Origin of the sequence: Methanosarcina siciliae T4/M (assembly GCF_000970085.1) — an archaeon.
Taxonomy (GTDB): domain Archaea; phylum Halobacteriota; class Methanosarcinia; order Methanosarcinales; family Methanosarcinaceae; genus Methanosarcina; species Methanosarcina siciliae.
In genome coordinates this window covers 1,296,668-1,320,353 of sequence record NZ_CP009506.1, presented here as the reverse complement: position 1 = coordinate 1,320,353, position 23,686 = coordinate 1,296,668, and the positions used below count along the sequence as shown (strand labels likewise).

Sequence of the window (23,686 nt, the reverse complement as noted above, 5' to 3'; positions counted from 1 at the left end):
CTATGGTACGGTCTGCTGAGAAACCTGCTTCAGGAAAGATGGTAGTTGAGCGCTATACCTGGCTTGAGAGGATTACTCACCTGGTTCACCTGCTTGCCATGTTTATCCTTCTGATCACGGGGTTCAGGATCTACTTCGGCTGGGATTTCATGGCATTTCAGACTGCCCGGGCGATTCATATGATTGCGGTTCCTTTTTTTCTGGCCGCGAACTGGATCCTTGTCCCTTATAATATTTTTTCCTGCAAGGGGGAGAGATGGTGTGTCAGGTCCAGGATAGATCATTTCAGGGAAGCTTACATATTCGAAGAGGAGGATGCAGAACGCCTTTTTGGCATCATAAGGAATTTTTTCGGGAAAGGCAGATATCCTGCTTTTACTCTCTATGATGAACGAGAAGGGCATTACATTACAAAACTCCATCCCGTGCTCAAGCTGCTGATTATTTTCGAAAGCACCGCAATTGCCCTTATTGCCATAACAGGAATAGTGCTTTACGATATTAACTGGGCTCCTCTAGGGCTCCCTATATCCGAATGGATCCTTTCAATAACCTGGTATTTTACGTCTTTGCTTAACGTGAATGCGCTGAGCCTGATCCGTACTGTGCATCTGCTTGCAGGTTACTGGTTTGTCTTTGAGCTTGTTGTCCACGTGGGCATTCTTGAGTTTGACCCGGACGTATGGAAATATCACAAAGCGATCTTCTGGTCCGGAAAGGAAGATTTGTCAGATCGGAATTTTGTCAGGGTAATGGAAGATGATTGATTACTGAACTACTTGACTTAATGAGTTTGATAGAGGCTGATATGGCTGATAAGGATAGGACTAACGGACTTTATGAGTTTAATAGAGACTAATAACGGCTAATAAGAACAGAATTATTGGACTTATTGGAAAATAATAAAGGTTAATCAAAGATAATAAAGGATACATGTTAAAGGATACATGTGAATTAATTCGCTTAATAGACACAATAGAATACAATAGATATATCTAAACGATAATGGCCATAGAAATACATATTATTGGTGATTAATGGGGGTATTTTGTCCGGGAATCAATTAAAAAAGGCAGGAAAATGTCTTATTTCCATCTTTTATATTTTGTCATATATTAATATATAAATAAGTATGAAAATTTCCAAATGTTTATATATTGTTTCCGATATAATTAATATATGGGAATATGCATGTATGGACTGGTTTCAGTCAGAACGAAAGTCGGGCAGATCATCCTCAACCTTTTTATCCTTTTTTTGATGGTGATGCTAGGGTTATTTGTGGTTGAGGTTGCTCTCAAATGTTTGATAATTCAGGGCCCGTATTGAAAACTCGGCTTTTTATTTTTTCTCTTTCTTTTCTTTCTTTTAATCCTCTTTTTATACTTTTGAGCCCTATAGTGGATCTCAGCTTGGATGGTAATCCTGCTTGCCGATGGTCAGGGTTCTTACAGCGATTATTACACCCAGCAGGCAATAAATAATGATGTCACCGTTTATACTATTGGTCTTGGCAGTGGAGTCAACAGTGCTCTGTTAACCAACATCGCAACATCCGCCGACGGCCAGTATTTTCCCGTATCTTCCGCTGAAGACCTGCCGGATGTCTTCCGTACGATCTCAGGAGAAATTGAACCAACAGATACTGATGTAGGTGGGTTGCTTGATGGGGAAGAAGCCGGCAAATTAGTCGAGTATAACGGCAAACAATACTTCCAACTATTCAGCGATCCGATTACAGAACAATAGCGAGATTGTTTCTTTGATTTTTTTCTTAGTAAATACCGATCTGCTGCGTCGAACGTGACAACAGCGGTTTGTTACAGCGACTAAAGGTTTTACATAACAAGCCTTTAATTTGTCCTCTTGAGCCAGTAAAAAAGGACTGCGTACTCCTGAGGTTCAACCCGGACGGGAAATGCCAGTTCCAGACTCAGGCCTCGAAATAAGGTTTACCAGCCTTTAAGAAATAGATTGTTTTTGATATACTTGATGAAAAATTATCCGACTTATTCGGCCAGTATTTCTTTCCTAATTATTTCCTCTTTATCCATTTTTAAGTGGGAAACATCGCTGATTCCGTTACTGTCAAGTAATTTTCGTATTTCATCCATATGCAGTTTGTTTTCATCTTTTATTCTTATGAGAGCCTCTTCCCGGGTAATCAGGCCTTCTCTTACCATTTTGGAATAAAAATCATCTTTTTCTGTCATGTTGAGGGTTTTTAGATACATAAAATCTTTTAAATGACTTACAGTGCAGTCAAATCTCCAGGATGAACTGAACCTTCTCGGGCTTTCCCAGTTCAATTCCTTCTTGATTCTTGACAAAACTTCCTCTTCTTCCCAGGGAATGTAGTGAAATATGTCTATAAACTCAATATCCGGGGACAAAAATTTGGGTCCGAAGCTGTAAGGGTTCCCGTACAAAAATCCTGTTATCATTGTGGAAATACACATCGGATGGCAATACATAGGGTTATTTAACATTTCACCCGCAATTCCTCCAAACCCTTTTACGCCAAAACTTTTTTTTAAGATCTTCGTGTAAGTTTCGTCTGTTGAAACATTCAGTAATTCTCTTTTAAAAGATGTGTATTCATATGGATTGCCTCCTGTAACTATACATTTCACATCATACTTTTTTGCGCATTTAATCACATTCGGAAGAATCAATTTACAGGCAATACACATCATAGGTATGGATGCAGGAGACGGTTTACGAAGCCATGAAGTAAAATTATGTTTAAATGTTTTTTCATGAATATTATTCTTCAATTTGAAACTAACAACGTCAACATTTAACGCTTCTACAGCATTTTCAATATTGGTCTTAGCCTGGGGGTCAGTAAACGGATTTTCATAGTTAACTGCCAGAACTTTCAGGTTATAATCCTTTACAAGTTTGAGGAGTGCGTAACTGCTATCCCGCCCGCCACTTATTCCTATGGCACAATCATATTTGTTGCTATCTTTGCGATGCGAGTGCAATAATTCCCTAAGTTTTGGCTCCCCTTCATACTGGACTTTTATGTGAGAACGGCAAAAATTACAAACACCATCTTTATCAAAAATAATGTTTGGTGTTGTTTCAGGTAATATACACCTGCTACATCTTTTCAAGTATTCATTCTCTGTCATAACTCCCCCACCCCATGATTCACTTTGCTAATTTTGAATAATTTATAACTTTATGTTGAAGCTGGATTAAAAACGGTTTAATATTTTAGTTTCATCTGGAACTTTTTTACTTTTATAATCCCCCATATATATAATAGCATAAATGAACTTAAAATTAACTATTTTTAAATTTGGAACTTCTTTAATTTCATAATCAATCATATATATTATAGTATAAATATACTTAATATCAATTATTTTTTATAATAACTTGAGGGTATATCCGTCGGTGCTTTATTCATCGAATTCGTAACTTTTTTGGTTAAATAGGAGACTTAAAAAAGATTTTCCTGGTATTTGACAGGTCTAAATGCTTCACGAAATGTGAACATTGAGGAATTTTATGTTATGTAATAGAACAGGTGCCCGTTTAATACGGTTCTACTTAAATATCTAAAGAACAGCTAAAAAGCTGGTCTGAATTTTCTGCTTACTTTTTATCCTCTCATATTTTTCCTCTCATATTTTTCATTTCTTCTCCCCGTACCACTCATTCCTAGCTTCCACAAGCGCCCTGATATTTGCAAGCGGAGTCCTCGGGGCAATCCCGCAGCCAGGGGCAAGGATATCCACACCGCAGGAAAGGCACTGCTTTGCTTCGGCTTTCACGGCGTCAGGGGTTCCGAAGAGCAGGGTCCTTGAGGGGGAGACATTTCCTATTAACCTTGCCCTGCCGTTAATGGCTTCTTTTGCGGCTTTCAGGCTGACTTTTTCTTCGATGCTGATGGCTTCGAAACCGCATTCCGAAAGAGTTCCCAGGGTATCTCCGGCATCGCCACAGATGTGCAGGATTACGGGGCCTTTTACTTTTTTGCAGAGGCGTTCGTAGAAGGGTTTGACGGAGTTTTCAAGAACCGAAGGAGGCATCATTCTTGAGCCTACTATCCCGCCGTCGGGCATGGAGAGGGCGTCTGCACCGCAGTCGAAGAGGGCGTTTGCGTATTCGATGCAGATCTCGGTGCAGGTCTCCATGAAGGCACTGACGTAGTCGGGTTTTTTGATGGTCCAGATAAGGTAATTCTTGACTTCTGCAAGGTGGGTAAAAACAGTAAGGGGCCCTTCCATCCCTGCTATGAGGGGAGTTTCTTCTTTCCCGTTTTCTCCGCCTGTCCGGGCTGCAAGGATTTCGGTTGCTTTGAGGACGGTGGGAATTCTTCCTTTTTCGAGCAGGGCTTCAGGGACTTCCAATTTTTCCGGACCTCCGGAAAAAGGATGGGACAGGACTGAGGGCTGGATATCTTTCGTGCCCATCCGCACGTTGCAGCCCATGGTTTCGGCAAGCACGGTCAGGCAGTAGGGGTAGCGCACGGCTTCAAGGCCTGCAATTTCGTAGCCTGCAAGGGCGAGGGTTGCCATCTTTTCCGGGTCTGAATGAGCTTCCGGCCAGGCGGCGCCGGTCAGGTCCATCAGTTCAACGGTTCCGGTCTGGGTGACGGACAGGGCAGGGGTCATGTCAACTGGATTTCCGCGAAGAGCGTTAAGAAAATTTTTCCTGAGATTTCTTTCCATTTTTCTGGCTCCGATGTTTTAAAAATGATATTTTTTGAACTGATTTTTAAAATTCTTTAAATTATTCTTATCGCTTCATTCAAATCTGTTCCTTTTTTGGAGTTATTGCAAGTCCGGAAACAGGCGGGTTTTCGATACTTCCTGCATTTCAATTTCTTCCAGGATTTCGAACGCGAGATTTGCTGCAAGCTCATTTTCTGAAGCAAGTAATACCTGCATCCGATCTTTATCTTCTTTCGTACAAATTTTAATGAGGGCTACGACAGCTTCTGCTTTTACAAAGCGGTTCCGGTCATAAAGTGCATTGATCAGAGGTTCGATAGCTTTTTTGGGTTTTATCCTGCCAAGAGCTTTTGCCGCAGCAAACCGTGTAAAGTCGTCTCTATCGGCAAGAGCAAGAATAAGAGGTCCAACTGCAGTTTCAGCTTTAATCCTGCCCAGGGCTTCGGCAGCTCCCCATCTGCCTTCATTGTTTTCATTAAGGAGTGCATCAATAAGAGGTTCCACGGCTTTTCCGGATTTTACTTTGCCAAGAGCCCGGGCAGCTTCCCTTTTCACAAACCCGGATGAATCAAAAAGCATGGTATCTATCAGGGGTTCCAGGGCTTTTTCAGATCTTATCTGCCCGAGGGCTTCAGCTGCAAAACGCCGCACGTTTTCGTCTTTGGACTTGAGGGAATCGATTAATCGGGGAACAGCTGTCTCGGAAGCAAGGCACCCCAGTACTCCGGCCAGCAGCCTTCTGACTTCCTCATCTTCATCGTCAAGCGCATTAATCAGGGACTGAAAAGCTCTTTCAGGCCTGTTTCCGGATATATTTTCCAGAGCTCTGGCTGCTTCCCTCCTTACAAACTTATCTTCATCCTGAAAGGCATTATCAAGAATGTCGAAAACTTTATCCGATATCTGGTTCCGAGTCTCCTCAGAACTCGCCTCCTCAGAACTTATCTGGCCCAGGGCTCTTACTGCTCCCTGCCTCATGAAATGGTTATCTGACTCAAGCGCATGAATAAGCAGCTCAAGGACTTTTTCAGATTCCAGTTGCCCGAGTGCCTTTGCTGCTTCTTTTCGGACAAATCGGTTTTCATCCCCCAGTACCAGAAGAAGAGGGACAACAGCTTCCCCGGATCTTGCCATTCCGAGTGCCTTTGCCGCTTCCAGCCGAACCAGGTGGCTTTCATCACCGAGCCTCTTTACAAGTGCGTCAACAGCTGTTTTTGACCCTGCAATTTCGGGTCCTCTCTCTCCGAGGGCTTCAGCTGCCGCCTTTCTTACGAATTCGTTCTCATCCGAAAGCGCGGAAACAAGGAGATCAAGTGTTTTTTCCGAATTTAACACTCCGAGTGCTTTTGCTGCTTCTCTTCGGACGAAGTGGCTTTTGTCATCAAGTGTACAGATAAAAGTATCAGGGGTTTTATCCGATTTTATTGTCCCCAGTGCCTTTATTGCTATCCATCGTACAAATTCGTCCTCATCCTGCAGGGCATCCATGAATGGTTCAACAGCTCTTTCCGATCTCATCTGACCCAGGGCCTCGGCAGCTCCCCATCGAACAAGTTTATTCTCTTCCTTAAATGCTTTTATGAGAGGGGCTGCCGCTTTTTGAGGATTTGCCCTGCTCAGAGCTCCCATTGCCCCAAAACGGACAAAATCATCTTTATCTCCAAGTGCGGAAACAAGAGTTTCAAGAGCCCTTTCTGACTCTATCCGCATCAGTGCATTGGTTGCTTCCAGGCGGACAGCCCGGTTCTTATCCGCCAGTGCGTTCGTCAGCAGGTCGACAGCTTTTTCCGTCCCTATCATACTGAGAGCTTTTACGGTTTCGATCCTCACAGAGTAATCCTCATCCCCAAATGCGGCTGTTAGGGGGAGAAGGGCCATTTCCGATCCTGTCTCCCCGAGAACCCTTACAGCTTCTCTTTTCACTCCCGTATTCCCGTGTTCAAGCACTCCTGAAATGGCTTCAATTCCGCAGTCTCCAAGCCTGCCCAGGCTCCGGATCACTCTCATTTTTTCCAGCGTGTACCTGCTGTCCAGTTTTCCGGCAAGTAATGAACATAATTTTTCTTTTGTTTCGAGGCTTATCTTAGTGGCACATTTTGAAGCAAGTTCCGGGTTTTTGTCTAAAATTATGGAGTTTACCAGTTCTTCTCCCGATTCGACCATCTCCGAGATAAATATTACAACATTTTCCCATCCGGGGTGCCCGAATGCTTCTGAGATCCCTATCCCCTGCTCAAAGTGTTGTTTCAGCTTTAAAGCTGCAAAGTATTCCTGAAGGTCCCGATTTATCCCGAACTTTACTTCTGAATGGTCTCTGGTCAGGAGCCCCGGCCCGAAGCAGGCCTTGAGAAGCTTTCTTGCTTCTGTTTTTTTTGATTCTGTTTTTCCGGATGAATTTTGTTTTGTAGGATTTTGTTTTGTATATTTTTCTGCGGTTTTAAGGGCATATCCGTACTTGCAGGAAAGCGTGTGCTCGCACTGGAGCTTGAATGCCAGGTCCATTAGAAAACTTTCAATCTCTATTCTTTCGAAATCCACTTCTTCCGAGTCTGTTCTCTGAGTACTTTTGTCAGACAGTTTTTCAGGGTTTTTCGACTCTCTGCTTCCCGGACCGCAGTTTTCCATATCTTTGCCTTTTTTCATGGAGAGTATCTTTTCGGAACTGAAGAGATCTTCTTTAATCCCGGAATTCCTGAAAAGTTCTGAAATAAAAACCTGGTAAAGTTCTGCCCGATTTGAGGGGATATAATCAGGGTCAAAAGAAGCAAACTCGTGATTAAATCTCTTTTGTCCTATCATCCCCATTCGAGCGATTGAAGTTTTAATCCAGAGTTTGAGCAGCAGGGGATTTCGGAGAAAAGGATGCGAATTGATTTTATTCAGGCTTCTGTTTTTCAGAATTTTTGCCTGCCTTTTGTTAGGGACGGAACTCTCTATAAAGAGCCCTATTTTTTCATCTGAGAATTTCTCAAGCTCGCAAACGGCAAATGTACTTTTTATACTTCCAGAGGGGCCGTATCTTGAGGCGATAACGTATCTGCAGTCTTCATGATCGGAAATGAAATCGGAAATTTCGTCAAGGGGTGAAAAGCTCTCGGAAGATCTGAGCATGTCAAGCCCGTCTAAAAGCAGCAGGGCTTTTCCTTCGAGTAATTCTCTGAAAGCAGGTTCCATAACCCCTTTTTCTTTTGTTTTTGCTTTCAAATAAGCATAAAAAGAACCTTTAACATAAGAATCAAGGGCTACATAAATAGGAATGTATTCTTCTTTTTTTTCGAGATATTCTCCGGCACAGGTGGTATTCAGCCACTTGAGAGTACTCGTTTTTCCCGAACCTGCTTCTCCGTAAATTATCAGGCGCTTTTCTTTTTCTACAAGCTGGGAAATTTTGAATTCATGGGCAAGAAAAGTATTCTCCTCAAAAATACGGCGCGTGATAGGTAGTATTTCTCTTGCAGACATTTCAATATAGAGATCAGGCATTTCACCTGCAGCTTCAAGTATTATGTTTTTCAGATATTCTTCTGCGTCCCCGCATGAATTTCCTTCAGCTCTTTGCATAAAGTTCTCCCAATTTTATAAAGAATATCCCCATTTTCTTTTCAGTTCTATCCTTTTTGTCATGAGAAACTCTCTTTTTGTTATTCATGTTTTACAGGAATCTTTTAATTCCAGTTTACCCTGTGTTCTTTGTCCGGGGCTTTTACAGGCTGTTGTTTTCAGTCGGTGTCCCGGACTTTTTCCACGACTTTCTTATTATACGAATTCACAATATCGCTTCGGGTGATGAGGCCGAGGAGTTTAGTTTTGTCCATGCGGTCCACGACCGGGAGCCTGCCTATTTGCTTTGAACCAAGGCGTTTCAGGACTGCTTCAAGGGTTTCATCGGGGTAGGCGATTTCCACATCGTGGGTGGCTATATCCCCTATCTTTTTGTCGACTTCTCCGTACTTTACCTTGCTCCGGAGGTCTGAGAGTGTCACTATCCCTGAAAGCTTGCCTTTGGAATCAAGGACCGGGAAACCTGCATGACGGCTTGCTTGCATGAGGGCGATGAGAGTGCCCACGTTCTTTTCTTCGGAGACGGTCTGGACGTGTGTGACCATGGCATCCTTTACAAGCATGGATACCATGATATCGACTTCCCTGCCTTTCCTTATTTTGAACCCTCTCCTGCGTAGCCCTTCCGTAAAAATGGACTCGGAATAAATGGCATTGGACATTACGTTGCTCAGTACGCAGGCAAACATGAGGGGGAGGATGAGACTGTAGTCCCTGGTAATCTCAAAAAGAATCAGGATAGCGGTAAGAGGAGCTCGGGCAGTCCCGGCAAAGACTGCCCCCATCCCGACCATTGCATAGGCACCTGACTCGGCTATTGTCCCCGGGAACAGTACGTTTGCGGCTGTCCCGAAAGCTCCTCCCAACATCGCACCAGCGAAAAGGGAGGGGACAATCGTTCCTCCCGAACCTCCAGAGCCCAGGCTCAGGGAAAAGGCGATGATTTTCAGGAAGAGCAGGATCAGCAGGAGTTGGAAAGTGAACTCGTTATTCAGGGCATCCATTATTACATTATAACCCATCCCCAGGACTCTGGGGTAAAAAAGGCCGATTACTCCCACGGCAAGCCCTCCCAGGGCAGGTTTGAAGACCGGATGGAGGGGGATTCTCGAAAAAAGGTCTTTTGTGTAGTAGAGTGTCCGAATCAGCATTGTCGAGACGATCCCCGCAAGGAGGCCGAGGATAAGGTAGAGCCCTAGTTCTTTGTAGGGGCTCACCAGCTGGTAGGGAGATATCTGGATAGGCTTTATCCCGAAAAGCGTGCTTGAGACCAGAGTTGCAAAGACCGAGGAGATAACTATCGGAATGAAAGTCCTGGTTTCAAGCTCCCCGTAAATCACTTCTACTACGAAAACTACCCCTGCAAGCGGAGCGCTGAATGCAGCTGCAATCCCACCGGCAGCCCCGCAACCAAGGAGGGTCTGGAGTTGTCTTTCCGGGCTTTTCAGGATTCTCCCCAAAAGAGCCCCCGTCCCGGCCCCGGCGAGTACCCCCGGAGCTTCCTTTCCCAGGGCACCTCCAGAACTGATTGTGATTATCGAAGCAAAAACTTCCAGAAAAGTATCCTTGAGCTTGATCCTTGCTCCGCGGAGGGTTACGGTTTCTATGAGCCCTTCTACGCCGTATCTCTTTTTTATCAGATAGTGGGAGATTAACCCCACCAGCAGCCCTCCTATGGCGGGCATGAGTATTACATAATAGTATGGGAAGTCGTGTAAGGAGAATCCCTGCTGCATTCCGAAAAGAGTATTACTGTACTGGAGGGCGCGGTCATAAACTCCTATTACGAGGCCTGTCAGGAGTCCGATTAAAATTGCAATTGAATTGACCCTTGTAGCTTCGGTATCAAATCGGGTGATATACTCCATTAGCTTTGGGTATTCTTTTGTGTTGTGGAGTCTGAATCTGGACTCTGGACCAACTTCCAAATGTTCGCGCCTCGAGGTAATTTTTTGTGCTTAAAAATCTTTTTGAAAAAACAAATCTTCGGGGTTCCGAATTTTATTTTCCGGAAAATCTTTTTCTGCCCCAGAAGATTTCGAGCATTTATTTAAATGTATCTTTTAAAAATATATAAATATGTTTTTCGTCCAGCCCCCTCCTCTAAAATTCATATTTTTTCTTTTATTCTCTCTCTAATTATTAAATTTATGCGCTAAGTTATTTATCTATTTTTTCCGAATAAGTTCCAGTACATCACAGAGTTTCTTTGCAGTTTCGGAAACGGTCTGCATCCCTACGGCATCTCCCTCTGCCGGGTTCCAGGCAATTCCGCCGAAGTGGGCGTTGTCTCCGACCACAATCATTCCGTGAATGTGCATCCAGTCGTGAATGGACTGAATGGTTTTTTCCTGGCCTCCGTTTCTTGAGCCTCCGATTGAAAGAGCTGCTCCAACTTTATCCTTGAGTGCAAAGTCTTTGCGGCGAAGCAGGACACTCCTGTCAAAAAGAGCTTTGAGCTGGGCAGGGTAATTTCCCATGTATACGGGGGCTGCAACAATTATGCCGTCGGCTGCCTTCATCTTTTCATAAACTTTTTCCATATCGTCATCAATCACGCAGGAATCTTTTTCTCTGCAGGTTCCGCACGCTTTGCAGGGGGCAATATCCTTGTTTGAGAGAAAAAAGGTCTCGGTTTCAAATCCCTTTTCTTTTGCAAGCTTGAGAGCAACTCCAATCATTTTCTCACAGTTTTGCCCCCTTCTCGGGCTGCCTGATATCCCTAATATTTTCATTCGTATCATTCCGGAATTCTTTTATACAATTTGTCATTTATATTCATAATAATTGTTTTAAATTCTTACACCTTTGGTGTAAACTTCTCTCAAATATTTGTATATTTTGGGATTCATATCCTGACTTATATTTATAACGAGAGCACGAAATATATATTTTTTATTTTTATATATTTCTCTATGCTTTTTACGTAAATTTATATATCAAAACCCAGCTAACTTAAATTACTCTAATTATATAGGAGGTTGGTTGATTGGTAACATTTTTAGAGAAGATCAGTGAAAGAGCAAAGAAACTTAACAAGACAATCGCTTTACCTGAAACTGAGGATATAAGGACCCTCCAGGCAGCTGCCAAGATCCTTGAAAGAGGTATTGCAAATGTTGTCCTTGTCGGTGACGAAGCCGACATTAAGGCGCTCGCAGGAGATCTGGATCTCTCGAAAGCAAGAATTGTTAATCCTAAAACATATGAGAAAAAAGATGAATATATTAACGCTTTCTATGAGCTGAGAAAGCACAAAGGTATATCCCTCGAAAGTGCAGCTGAAGTTATGAGCGATTACGTTTACTTCGCAGTTATGATGGCAAAACTCGGAGAAGTAGACGGAGTAGTATCAGGCGCTGCCCACTCTTCTTCAGACACCCTGAGACCTGCTGTCCAGATAGTTAAGACTGCTCCAGGAGCAGCACTTGCATCCGCTTTCTTCATCATTGCCGTACCCGACTGTGAATACGGGTCCGACGGGACATTCCTCTTTGCCGACTCCGGCATGGTCGAAATGCCAAGTGTAGAGGATGTTGCAAACATTGCAGTTATTTCTGCAAAGACCTTCGAACTGCTGGTTCAGGACACTCCATATGTTGCAATGCTTTCCTACTCTACCAAGGGAAGTGCACACAGCAAACTGACCGAGGCAACAGTCGCTTCCACAAAGCTTGCACAGGAACTTGCTCCTGATGTTGCAATCGACGGTGAACTGCAGGTTGACGCAGCAATTGTCCCCAAAGTTGCAGCTTCAAAGGCCCCCGGAAGTCCTGTCGCAGGCAAAGCCAATGTCTTTATCTTCCCCGATCTGAACGCTGGAAATATTTCATACAAGATCGCTCAAAGGCTTGCCAAGGCTGAAGCATACGGTCCTATCACCCAGGGGCTGGCAAAGCCTATTAACGACCTGTCCAGAGGATGTAGCGACGAAGATATTGTTGGTGCCGTTGCAATTACCTGTGTCCAGGCTGCCGCCCAGGACAAATAATCGAAAATCTTTCGGAAGCGTTTTATTAACTTTCATACATATTATTATGTATCCGGTTTTATCTACCGGGAAACTCTAAACGTGATTTGAATACAATGGATTGAACTGGGGTTTACAAATGAAAGTACTGGTTATAAACGCAGGGAGTTCTTCTCTTAAATATCAATTAATTGATATGACAAACGAGTCCCCTCTTGCAATAGGGCTCTGTGAGAGGATTGGTATTGATAATTCTATCATCACTCAGAAGAGGTCTGATGGAAAGAAATTTGAAAAACAGGTAGACCTTGCCACTCACAAAGTAGCCCTTGAGGAGGTCGTCAATGCTCTGACGGATTCCGAGTTCGGTGTCATCAAAAGCATGGATGAAATCAATGCAGTCGGGCACAGAGTTGTGCACGGTGGGGAAAAGTTCACTGCCTCAGCTCTGGTTGATGAAAGCGTAGAACAGGCAATCAAGGACTGCTTTGAACTCGCTCCTCTACACAACCCTCCGAACATGATGGGAATTACTGCCTGTCAGGAGATCATGCCTGGCGTCCCGATGGTTGTTGTGTTTGATACGGCATTCCACCAGACACTTCCGGCATATGCCTATATGTATGCTCTTCCGTACGATCTGTATGAGAAGTATGGGGTCAGAAAATACGGTTTCCACGGTACTTCTCACATGTATGTTGCCAGAAGGGCTGCTGCTATGCTCGGAAAGCCCATAGAAGAAACCAAGGTTATCACCTGCCACCTCGGAAACGGCTCAAGCATTACGGCTGTTAATGGCGGAAAATCCGTTGAAACTACCATGGGCTTTACCCCGCTCGAAGGAGTTGCAATGGGCACCAGGTGCGGTTCGATTGACCCTGCAGTAGTCCCCTTCGTTATGGAAAAGGAAGGCCTTACAACCCGAGAAATAGACACCCTCATGAACAAGAAGTCAGGTGTGCTTGGAGTATCCGGGCTCAGCAATGACTTCAGGGACCTTGATGAAGCAGCTTCCCAGGGTAACCAGAGAGCAGAACTTGCCCTTCAAATTTTTGCGTATAAAATTAAGAAGGTCATAGGCGAATATTTAGCCGTGCTCAATGGTGCAGATGCAGTAGTCTTTACCGCAGGAATCGGAGAAAACAGTGCAAGTATCAGAAAGAGAATCCTCTCCGACCTTGAGGGTCTTGGCATCCAGATCGATGAAGAAAAGAACAAGATCAGAGGCCAGGAAATTGACATCAGTGTTCCCGAAGCAAAAGTCAGGGTACTCGTTATCCCGACTAACGAAGAACTCTCCATTGCAAGGGACACAAAGGAAATCTGTGAAACTGAAATGAAACTGCGAAAATCGGTTCCAATCTAAAATCAATACCAATCTAGTTGGATCTGATGGTAAAGGATATTTTTCCTTTGCCTCTCTTATTCTTTTTTTCCCGAATTGCGCCTCGGGAGTACGCGGTCCGTTTCGCTGCGCTCAAGCGGACTACTTGATGTGTTTTTAAGATATTTTTGCTCAAGAGGACTAACTTCTTGGCAAATGAATGTTATTTTCCCTGATTCAGGTAAACTGAGTTACAGATTTTTCATCCACGCAACCTTATTCACTATATCGTATCTTTCCTTACACTCTACACGGGAAATCAGTTTTTCTTTTCACGTCTTTCAACGGGTGGCTAGACAGGCTGTCGGTTTGTCTTTTATTCTGTTAGCTAAAATGGACTTTTCGGGGCTTGTAAGTAGAAAGCGAGAAACCTCTTTAGCTTTAATACCGCGGAATCCAGAATTTTATAACTTATATATGAAATTTATTCTCTTAAATGATAACTATCCTTAAGGGTATCTTATGGCTATGAAACAGGTAGACCTTTCTCTTTCGGAATCCGGTCCGGACAGAGTTTTGGCAGCTGAAATTCTCAGGGCTGCACGAGAGGCTGAGCGGTGCACGCTGGGCCTTGAATCTTTTGGTATTCTGAAAGCTTATGGTATTCCTGCAGTAAGGACTGCCTTTACAAAGACTGAAGAGGAAGCCTTCGGAGTTGCAGAAGAGATTGGTTATCCTCTTGTGATGAAAGTCGTCTCTCCGCAGATTTCCCACAAATCGGATGTCGGAGGGATCAGGCTCTCCCTGGAAAACGGAGATGAGGTGCGGGCTGCCTACCGCGACATGATGGAAAACATCCCTGAAAAAAGGCCTGATGCGGTTCTTGAAGGGGTCCAGCTGCAGCAAATGCTCTCAGGCGGAAAAGAAGTAATTATCGGGATGGTTCAGGACCCGACCTTTGGGCCCATGTTGATGTTCGGGCTTGGGGGGGTTTATGTGGAGATCCTCAAGGACGTGCAGTTTGCAATTGCCCCAGTGGACGAAGAAGAAGCAAGGGGGATGGTCACAGGGATTAAAACCTACCCGCTCCTCGCCGGAGCCAGGGGGGAAAAGCCTTCGGATATTGATGCTCTGATTGATGCCATTTTAAGAGTTTCAAGGCTTGTCTGCGATTTTCCGGAAATTGAAGAATTTGAGATCAATCCCATGATGGTTCTGGAAGAAGGAACAGGAGCTTGTGCAGTTGACATGAGGCTTAAGTTAAAGAAAAACTGATACTTTTGAGAAAAATTGTTACTTTGAGGAAGGCCCAAACTTTACAATAAAAATACGCATTTTACTGAAAGATCAAGTTGATTTCTTCTTTTCAGAGCCGGTCTTTTTTATCCCTTTGTTTTTCCTAACTTCTCCATAACCTGCCGGTTTTTCTTCTCTCTCGTTTTTCCAGTATTTTCATCTGGCCTATTTGTATATTATTTATCATTATTCTTTTATCAGCCGGCCCATTCCCTGTCACATTTATGGCTGGTTCTCTTATTTTTCAATATGTCAGCCCAAAATAATATTTCACTATCGGTTACGGGTGGTTTCAGAATTCTGAGACGTCTTGGGGTCAGGTCAAACTAAAATTATAACATTTGTTTCGTACATACTGGAGGTAGTTAATGAGGTGGTAGTACGATCCAGGAACGAAAAAGATTCGTGCTGGCTGTGGGTATCCTGCTCCTGTCAAGCATTGTCGCCATTGATCTTCTGCTTGAAGACTCACCGGTGGTGATCCAGCTTGATGGAGACGCATTCAAAGTTATAGATATACCATATGTGTACACGGTAAAAGAAGCGTATATCCTTCTTTTCTCCGGGTTTATGGGAGGGCTGGCTCTGGCTCAGGTTTTGCGGTCTTCAGGACTTCAGGAACCTGTTTTTTCCGCAACGGGCTCTGCAGCTCAGGTAAAGGCTCTCAATTTTGCGGCAGAAAAAGACAGAGAGGAGAAGTTTGAGGTTCTGGAACGTAGATTTGAAGTCTCTCCTGAGAATGCCTTTATTGAAAAGCCTCAATTCGAGAGGTCTAACATCGGCCCAACTGATGTTCTTTTACGAGCCCTTGAAGGAGATGAAAAAAAAGCTGTTGGACTTATTGTAGCAAAAGGAGGACGAATTCTCCAGAACGAACTCGTAAATTCTCTTGATTTTTCCAAAGCCAAGGTTTCCAGGGTTCTCATGAATCTGGAAAGAAGAGGCATAATAACAAAGAAAAAGTACGGACTTACCAACTGTATTTCGATAGCTGACGAGCTTCAGGATAGCGAGGCTGAGGAGTGAATGAAATGAAGAAAAGTACTCTAATTTCAATTTCAGTCATTTTACTGGTCCTGGTTCTGGGTGGGTTATGGTACTATGGAAGTGGGGCCGATGTAAAAATTACTGATATGTATGCTTCTCCTTTCGGGGCCGGTGACCCTGGAAAGCTGAACATAACGCTTCAAAATAACGGTTTAAAGCCCGTGGATATTTGGCTTGAGATTGAGAACGCTTTTGTGGATGAAACTGGGACGAGCTACTCAACATCAAGGCTGGTAATTTCCGATAATTCCACAGGTCCATGGGATGAAGGGTCAGTTTCTCTTCAGAGGCCGATAAGGCTTGTTCATGGAAATAACTCAGTCAGTGTATGGCTTGGGTATAAGCTTCCGGGAGAATACCCTGTAAAGGTTAGGGTAGTTCAGAATGGCAGACTTCTGGACGAAGACACTTATCTTGTAAATATCCCGCTTCCTGAACTACATCTTAAGCTTGAGAATGAACTTGAACGCAGAAATACCTCTGATGTGTATAAGGTTTATGGCTACCTTATAAATTACGGGCTGAGCTCTGCAGACAAAGTGAGTACTAACTTAACAGTGACAAACGAAAGAACAGGGAAAACTGTGTTTACATCTTCCGAGTTTTATTCCGTGGGCGGCCAGGATAAAAGTGCCCTAAGAGCCTGGCCAGGTTATCCATATGCAATTGTGGAAATTGCGCATGATAAACCCTCAGGAGATCCATATAAGCCTATCCCGATTGTGATTATCGGGCAAAACGGGGATCGCTTCCTGCTGAATATAACATCCAGATGGCAGGATCAGGTAACATCTGCCGAATTACATATTCCGGCTCAGGAGGAGGGCAGGTGAAGCATATGATAAAAAGAGATGAACTTTTCAGTTGCAAAAGTGCAAAACTTTTGATTCTTATGTTTTTGCTTTTCGGAATCTGTGCTGGCTGTCTTGAAAAGGATCCGGTAGAGGTCCGGGTGAATACACTGGTTCGGGGTCTCGGAGATGAGGACGAGAGAGTCAGTTCGGTTTCAGCTAATGAACTTTGCGCGATCGGAGAACCTGCAGTAAATCCTCTTATAAAAGCTTTAAAAGACGATAATCCGCAGGTTCGAAGCCTTGCTGCCCAAGCTCTTGGAAAAATAGGCAACAAAAAAGCTACAAATTCGTTAATAGAAGCTCTGAAAGACCCGGTTCCGGAAGTTCGTATGAACGCAGCTTTTTCACTTGGGAGACTTCAAGCCACTGAAGCTGTTGAACCCCTTATTGAGCTTTTGGAGGACGAAAACGGAGAGGTAGTTCGCTATACGGTAATTGCACTTGGAATGTTGAAAGATTCCAGGGCTACTGAACCTCTTTGTGAGGTTCTGAAACGCGATGATGCCAGTGCAAGCTATGATGGCAATTCGAATATACGCTCTGAGGCTGTATTTGCCCTTGGAGAAACTGGAGATCCGCGGGCAGTTGATACCCTCCTGAATCTATTAGATGATAAAGAAATTGGGAGTCATGCAGCTTCCAATCTTGGCCGTATTAAAGGGGAATATGTATTCGGAAAACTTATTAAGCTGCTGGACAGCAAAAATCCTACAGTCCGGATCAATGCCGTATCTGTATATGAGCATATTCAGGACCCTGATGCTGTTCCCATTCTTGTTAGGATGCTGAATGACCCTATTCCAGAAGTGCGCAGAGGAGCTGCTTACGCTTTGGGTCATTTTAATGAGTCTGAGGAAATTGCCCAGACTGAGCAGCCTCTAATTAATGCCCTCGGAGACAGTAAAATAGAGGTACAGGCAGCTGCGGCTGGTTCTCTTGGACGTATCGAGAGCAAAAAAGCTATACCACCCCTTGCTGAGCTCATTCAGTCTAAAGATTCTACTCTCTGCCAGACTGCTGCTATTCATTCCCTGGCTAGATATAAAGATCCTGAGGCTGCAGACGCTCTTATTGACGCTCTTGGAAATGAGAACTGGCATATTAGAATGGAAATTGTTTATTCTCTTATGGAAATTGGGGATGTCCGGGCGGTCGATCCTTTAATTTCCTTGCTTGGGGATGAAAATTATAAAGTAAGACAAGGTGCCGCAACTGGGCTTGGAAAACTTGGCGATAGGAAAGCTGTTGAGCCTATCATTAAGTCCCTTGAGACCGAAAGGGAGCAGAATGTCAGAATTTCGGAAGTTCGAGCTCTCGGGATACTGGGAGGACCAGAAGCTATCAAAGGTTTGAGCCGAGTCAGTACTGACAAAGACGAGTACAGAAACGTCAGGATCAATGCAGAAAAAGCGCTGGTAATACTTAACGAAGGGGGGACAGTGGATGTCTCCTTTTTTTATTAATTAGTATGTTTGCATTATGAAGATGCGGATTTAATGTAATAGTTTTGGATTGAAAAATTACAAGATGAACAAATTCCGCGAATATTTCAAATCTTTACAGTCTACGAGTTGTTGATTAATAACGTCAAACATTAGCGGACACTCCGCTAGGTTTGGAATTTCCAAAAAAATACTAAAATAAGGAGGAAACAATTTAATGAAGAAACATACGGTATTTTTGCTGGTTGCCTTTACTATTTTAATTTTAGTTGCTGCAGCTAACGCAAATGCAGTAGACAATGCAAGCAGTATAACCAACGTTTGCGATGTGGCCGGCGCCGACTATAAAAGTGAGAGTTGGTCTAACGGACAATATCCAGTAATCGATTTATTTGGAGAAAAAGAAGTCTCACTATTTACCACTAATGGAAATATTGGGAATTCACATGTTAACAAACTTGCCAAGTTAATTCTTGACAATAATGAAACTTACATCCTCAAAGACGGTGAAAAACTCGATCTCAGCAATGGATATGCTTTCGAAGCCAAGCAGATCAATATTGACAATGAGGAAATATGGTTTGAGTTCAGTAAAGATGGAAAATATATTGCTGATCAAATAGTCTCAGCCAGTACTGATAGCAACAAGACATGGACTGTTACCCTTGACAATGTTCAGGGTGAAAATAATATCGTTGTCATGAAAGTTCATATTAAAAATCTATTTGTGGGTGTGGAAAACTGTATCGTTTTTATCGATGGGATCTGGCTAATTGACTATACAAATGCTACAACTCTCGAGGTAGGCGATAAAATAGGAGAATTCACTCTTGAAAAAATCGTCAGCGGAGTAGATGAATCTAATCTGGGAGGTCTTGTTTTCGAAAGTACTGTGAACAATTCTTCTGTAACCTGTAATGTAATCGGTACCGATTATAAATTCAATAGCTGGTCTAATGTTGCAGCAGAGACTGCAAACACGGCAGATGCTGCAAGTACAGCAGATAATGTAAGCAATATAACCGACGTTTGTAATGTTGTTAGTACCAGTTACAAATGGGTGTCTAGTGAACAATATCCAGTAATCGATTTATTTGGAGATAAGTATGTTCCGCTGCTTACCACTAATGGAAGTATCTGGGATGCACACGTTAACAAGCTTGTCAAGTTGATTCTTGATAGTAATGAACGTCACGTTCTCAAAGACGGTGAAAAACTCGATCTCGGCCAAGGGTACGCTCTCGAAGCCAAGCAGATCAGTATTTCCAATAGGCAAGCCTGGCTCGAGTTCACAAAGGACGGAAAGTATGTTGCTGATAGAATAGTTACAATTGATGATGACAAAAATACAACATGGAATGTTACTCTTGACAATATTCAGGGCGAAAACAACGTTATTGTCATGAGAGTTCACGTTGACAGAGTAGGCGGATTTGTAGAAAATGATATCCTTCAATATAGTGATGTCGTGATTGACGGAATCTGGCTTACTGACTACTCAGATGCCAGAAACCTTAAAATCGGAGATAAAATCGGAGAATTCACGCTTGAAAAAATAATTAACAGAGAAAATGTCTCTAATCAGGGGAGCCTTGTTTTTAAAAATGCTACGGGATCTTCTATAAACTGTGATGTTGTTGATGCTAATTATAAATGTGAAAGCTGGTCTAATCAGTATCCATCAATCAATTTATTTGGAGAAGAGTATATTCCGTTGCTTGCCAATAGCGTCCCAGCACGGAAACCTTATAACGATCCAATCTGGGAATGTCACGTTGATAAGCTTGCTAAACTCGTTCTTGATAGCGATGAGAAACACCTCCTAAAGACCGGTGAAAAACTCGATCTCGGCCAGGGCTACAGTCTCCAGGTCAAGGAGATCGACGTTGATGGAGAGAGAGCTTGGATTGAATTCGATAAAGATGGAAAATATGTAGATGATACTATCGTTTTAACTTATCCTAATGAGCATTATTGGACTTGTTTACGTGACAATATTCAAGGCGAAGACAATATTCCTGTCCTGATAGTCTATGTTAGCAAAGTCTATCAGGACGGAAACGACAGTATTGTCCAGATTGACGGGATATGGCTAATTGATTATGAAAATGCCAGAACCCTCAAAATCGGGGATAAGATAGGAGAATTCACGCTTGAAAAAATAGTTATCGGGACAAATGAATCTAATCTGGGAAGTCTTGCTTTCAAGAAAACTCAAAATGTTGATTCTTTTTCACCCACATCCGAAAAGGTGCCAGTTGCATCTACTAACAAAAGTACAAGATCATTTATTCCGTGGGACTGGGACTTTTTGGAATTTATCACAAATAAAGGCAAATGAAGTTTCTTTATCGTGGTAAATTTTGCACTGTTGCAATATCTAACAAAGCATGCGGAGGGAGTAACATCTTAAAAGCTTTTGGAATAGCGGCACTTACGGTTTTAATACTGGTGGGTGTCACAGGTGCCTCACCATTTGCATATATTGCAGACTTAGAGAGTAACAATGTTTCTGTAATTGACACTGCTACAAATATTGTTACAGCTACGGTGAATATGGGAAACGAGCCCGCAGGAGTTGCAGTTAATCCGGACGGAACAAGAGTATATGTGACAAACTGCATGAGCAATAGTGTCTCTGTAATTGACGCAGCCAAAAATAAGGTAATAGACACAGTATACGTAGGAAGCTACCCTTATGGAGTTGCAATCACTCCGGATAAAACGAAGGTGTATGTTGCAAACGTTGCGAGCAACACTATCTCTGTAATTGACACGGCAACAAACAATGTTACAGCTACAGTAAAAGTAGAAAACTTGGCTTACAAAATTGCAGTTGCCCCGGACGGAAAAAAATTATATGCTTTGAACCACGGCATTCCTCCTGATTATCAAGGTACTGTTTCTGTAATTAACATAGCAACAAACACTATTACAACGACAGTAAATGTGGAAAAAGATCCACGAGGAATTGTAGTCAGTCCGGATGGAACAAAGGTGTACGTTGTTAACTCTAATGGTTATCCTTACTACAAAGGTACTGTTTCCGTAATTGACACTGCAACAAACAATGTTATAGCTACAGTGCCTGTAGGAAACTTGCCACAAGGAATTGCAGTCAGTCCAGATGGAACAAAGTTATACGTGACAATAGGTAATCCAGGCAGATATCCTTTAGAAAAAGTAGGTGGTGTAACTGCAATTACAGGTGCCGTTGATGTAATTGACACAGCCAAAAACGAGTTTATAGGCAGAGTGGGTGTTGGATCAGCTCCTCAAGAAGTTGCAGTCACTCCAGATGGAAATGAGGTTTATGTAGTGAACTCTGGGAGCAACACTACTTCTATAATTGATACAGCTACAAACAAAGTTAATGCTACGGTGCCTGTAGGAAGATCTCCTGTTGCTGTGGGGATTGGTCCGGCAACAAAATTCAGTTCTACTACTGAGCCAAACAGTACTTCTTTATTAAGCCCTATAAGTCAAACCGAGAACCAGATAAATGATACCGGGATGATAGTAAATGTAGGAACAGTAGATAAGCAGGAAAAAGAATCAATTCCTACTAAAGCACCAATTCCTTTTTTAAGCCCTATTTGGGAACTCATAACAATTATAGGGACAGTTGAATTTGTAAGAAAGATGAAGTAATAATGTGATTATGTTGGCACATTTTGTTATTTGACCCAGCAACTCTAAGCAAGGGAGATCTTACTTTTCTTCCTTGCTTTTCAATCAGTCTTGAATTAAACTTAAAAAATATCTTTATACCTATAAAATCAGGTCATTTATCATATTGTTTTCTTACTTTAGGAAATTGAACCGAAAACTTTTTAGAGAATTTTTCTAGCTGAAAGCCTGCTTAGAGGAATCTTTCGATACAGCAAAAGGCTTAGATGAAAATTTGTGAAATACTCTCAAATCTGGTCAATTACCCAGTAATAACCTCAAAAAGCCTTGAAATTGAAGTATTAAGCTCTCCAATAAAAAATTTCGAAAAGTATGTTCCGAAAAACAGGCTTCCAATTGAATTAAAACTCATAATAGAAATCAGGCTAGCCATTCTATGAAATAAGGATAAAATAAGACAGGTCTCAAAGCAGAATTATTCCAACATGAACAGGCTCGGATGTGATTCTAAGTGTTAAAGAACATATCAATGGTAATTGCATTTATGGTAACTGCATTTTTGCTTGTAACAAATATAGCATTCGCAAACACGATATCAGAAAATCCAAATCTTAACGTTGCATCGCTTGATAAGTTCCTCAATCTCGAAAAAGGAGTTGTAACAACTTCAACGGCATGGAGTCCTGATGGCAGTAAAGTTGTGTTTTCCTGGGAAAAACCCGAGGATTGTCTGGCAGAAGTGTATCTTGCAAACGGGAATGGGACAAATATACTTGAGCTTCGGTCTAAAGCTGAAAAGCCTTCCTGGAATAACTCGGAGGAGGTATTTTTTGTGCTGCAAGAAGGGGCTGTGGTGCTTGCCGACTATAAAGGAAATGTGATCAGGACTTTTCAGCCGGAGAACGAAGGGGAAGAATGTGTAAGTTTTTCTCTCAGTCCTGATAAAGAAAAAATAATAGTCACTTCTAAGGTCGAAAATGGCTATTTCCAGACTTATATTTCTGATATTGACGGATCAAAACTAAAAAAATATGTCTCTTATGATAGCGATACGAACTCGGAAGAATCTACCGTTTCCTGGCAGCCAGATGGTTCCCTCGTAGTGGTAAACAAAAAAGGAAATTTATACATTCAGGAGGGAGAAGAACATGAAGAACGTTTGCTTTATGAAGGCAATACTAGCAATCCCCTGTGGTTCCCGGATGGAAAGAAAATACTATTCGTTGAAAATGAAAACCAGCTGTATTCAATCGATATGGATGGAATCGACCTGTCCTTTATTACAAATTTCGGCCTGACTACCTCTTATTTCTGGAGCTTTTTCGGAGCTTCCCAGTTTTCAATAAGTCCGTCCGGAAATATTATAGCATTTACATCTTCCCTTGATCCGGCTAACGGAAAAATTCTTGAAAATGAGCCTATCCCGTCAACACGCCAAAACATCGCTGCTCCTTTATTTATTATTAATTGGATGGTTCCAACCTTACTCAGGTGACTCCTGCAGTAAAGGGTAGATATGACGTATCAGGAGGATGGAGGCCTGAGGAAAACAGTTCACTGTCAGATCTGTGATATTTTCCAGAGACGACAGCGGTTACGTTGGTGTTTCACTGGTTGAATTGGATTCAAGGAGCTCTTCTTCAGTCTGGAAAAGTATGCCTGTAAAGGAGATTCTCAGTAAAGAAAAAACGGGTACCTTTGGTGAAATTACAAGCAATGAATCTATATCCGCAAATACATCAAATGCCTACCATAAAGATACAAAAATAAAAATTTTCCCTGTATATTTATTAGTCTAGCAATAATTTCAAACGTTTGGGGTTCTGATAAAAGACCTTGATTTTTTCCGGGTCTTTATTGGTAACAGTCAG

Annotated in this window: 19 protein-coding genes; 13 read left to right on the top strand and 6 right to left on the bottom strand. The window is 42.6% G+C overall.

The features are described from left to right. The first annotated feature begins 2 nt into the window (after positions 1-2). Positions 3-767, top strand: a complete 765-nt coding sequence (locus tag MSSIT_RS05690; RefSeq protein WP_048170732.1) for a cytochrome b — start codon at positions 3-5, stop codon at positions 765-767. A gap of 649 nt (positions 768-1,416) precedes the next feature. Then, positions 1,417-1,749 (top strand): vWA domain-containing protein, encoded by a 333-nt coding sequence (locus tag MSSIT_RS05685; RefSeq protein WP_048170731.1) that lies wholly within the window; start codon positions 1,417-1,419, stop codon positions 1,747-1,749. 260 nt (positions 1,750-2,009) lie between these two features. Here the strand turns inward: MSSIT_RS05685 and MSSIT_RS05680 are convergent, their stop codons facing one another. From MSSIT_RS05680 to MSSIT_RS05660, 6 genes are all read right to left on the bottom strand, one after another. Further along, complete coding sequence (locus MSSIT_RS05680) at positions 2,010-3,140, bottom strand: adenine nucleotide alpha hydrolase family protein (protein WP_048170730.1); 1,131 nt, start codon at positions 3,138-3,140, stop codon at positions 2,010-2,012. A gap of 66 nt (positions 3,141-3,206) precedes the next feature. Then, the gene (locus tag MSSIT_RS25220; RefSeq protein ID WP_269430111.1) at positions 3,207-3,341 is read right to left on the bottom strand and encodes a hypothetical protein; all 135 of its coding nucleotides are present in this window, start codon (positions 3,339-3,341) and stop codon (positions 3,207-3,209) included. A 306-nt stretch (positions 3,342-3,647) separates the two neighbouring features. Next, entirely contained in the window at positions 3,648-4,688 is a 1,041-nt protein-coding gene (gene mtaA / locus MSSIT_RS05675) for a methylcobamide:CoM methyltransferase MtaA (RefSeq protein WP_048170729.1), read from the bottom strand. 102 nt (positions 4,689-4,790) lie between these two features. Then, complete coding sequence (locus tag MSSIT_RS05670) at positions 4,791-8,252, bottom strand: HEAT repeat domain-containing protein (protein WP_048170727.1); 3,462 nt, start codon at positions 8,250-8,252, stop codon at positions 4,791-4,793. A gap of 158 nt (positions 8,253-8,410) precedes the next feature. Then, a complete protein-coding gene (locus MSSIT_RS05665; RefSeq protein WP_048170725.1) occupies positions 8,411-10,180 on the bottom strand; it encodes a chloride channel protein in 1,770 nt (589 codons plus the stop codon). Between the two features lie 240 nt (positions 10,181-10,420). After that, on the bottom strand, positions 10,421-10,987 hold the full coding sequence (locus MSSIT_RS05660) for a flavodoxin family protein (protein WP_048170723.1): 567 nt from the start codon (positions 10,985-10,987) through the stop codon (positions 10,421-10,423). 254 nt (positions 10,988-11,241) lie between these two features. Here MSSIT_RS05660 and pta point away from each other — a divergent pair, with 254 nt between their 5' ends. From pta to MSSIT_RS21115, 11 genes are all read left to right on the top strand, one after another. Next, on the top strand, positions 11,242-12,243 hold the full coding sequence (gene pta, locus MSSIT_RS05655; protein ID WP_048170722.1) for a phosphate acetyltransferase: 1,002 nt from the start codon (positions 11,242-11,244) through the stop codon (positions 12,241-12,243). Positions 12,244-12,361: 118 nt separating this feature from the next. Next, complete coding sequence (locus MSSIT_RS05650; RefSeq protein ID WP_048170721.1) at positions 12,362-13,588, top strand: acetate kinase; 1,227 nt, start codon at positions 12,362-12,364, stop codon at positions 13,586-13,588. A gap of 480 nt (positions 13,589-14,068) precedes the next feature. Then, positions 14,069-14,821 carry an acetate--CoA ligase family protein gene (locus tag MSSIT_RS05645; RefSeq protein ID WP_048170720.1) on the top strand — a complete coding sequence of 251 codons (753 nt, stop codon included), beginning with the start codon at positions 14,069-14,071 and terminating at the stop codon, positions 14,819-14,821. Between the two features lie 426 nt (positions 14,822-15,247). After that, positions 15,248-15,868: a helix-turn-helix transcriptional regulator gene (locus MSSIT_RS05640; protein WP_048170719.1), complete on the top strand. Its 621-nt coding sequence runs from the start codon at positions 15,248-15,250 to the stop codon at positions 15,866-15,868. A gap of 5 nt (positions 15,869-15,873) precedes the next feature. Then, positions 15,874-16,722, top strand: coding sequence for a hypothetical protein (locus MSSIT_RS05635; protein WP_048170718.1), 849 nt, complete (start codon positions 15,874-15,876; stop codon positions 16,720-16,722). A gap of 5 nt (positions 16,723-16,727) precedes the next feature. Then, complete coding sequence (locus MSSIT_RS05630) at positions 16,728-18,206, top strand: HEAT repeat domain-containing protein (RefSeq protein ID WP_048174544.1); 1,479 nt, start codon at positions 16,728-16,730, stop codon at positions 18,204-18,206. A 196-nt stretch (positions 18,207-18,402) separates the two neighbouring features. Continuing rightward, the gene (locus MSSIT_RS21725; protein ID WP_048170717.1) at positions 18,403-20,526 is read left to right on the top strand and encodes an S-layer protein domain-containing protein; all 2,124 of its coding nucleotides are present in this window, start codon (positions 18,403-18,405) and stop codon (positions 20,524-20,526) included. After that, positions 20,523-21,836, top strand: coding sequence for a beta-propeller fold lactonase family protein (locus tag MSSIT_RS05620; protein ID WP_052721544.1), 1,314 nt, complete (start codon positions 20,523-20,525; stop codon positions 21,834-21,836). Before MSSIT_RS21725 ends, MSSIT_RS05620 begins: the two co-directional genes overlap by 4 nt. Before the next feature lie 245 nt (positions 21,837-22,081). Next, positions 22,082-22,255 carry a hypothetical protein gene (locus tag MSSIT_RS22930; RefSeq protein ID WP_156157462.1) on the top strand — a complete coding sequence of 58 codons (174 nt, stop codon included), beginning with the start codon at positions 22,082-22,084 and terminating at the stop codon, positions 22,253-22,255. Between the two features lie 71 nt (positions 22,256-22,326). Next, complete coding sequence (locus MSSIT_RS05615) at positions 22,327-23,310, top strand: TolB family protein (protein WP_148705001.1); 984 nt, start codon at positions 22,327-22,329, stop codon at positions 23,308-23,310. Positions 23,311-23,383: 73 nt separating this feature from the next. Then, positions 23,384-23,614, top strand: a complete 231-nt coding sequence (locus MSSIT_RS21115) for a hypothetical protein (RefSeq protein WP_052721540.1) — start codon at positions 23,384-23,386, stop codon at positions 23,612-23,614. Positions 23,615-23,686 lie beyond the last annotated feature (72 nt).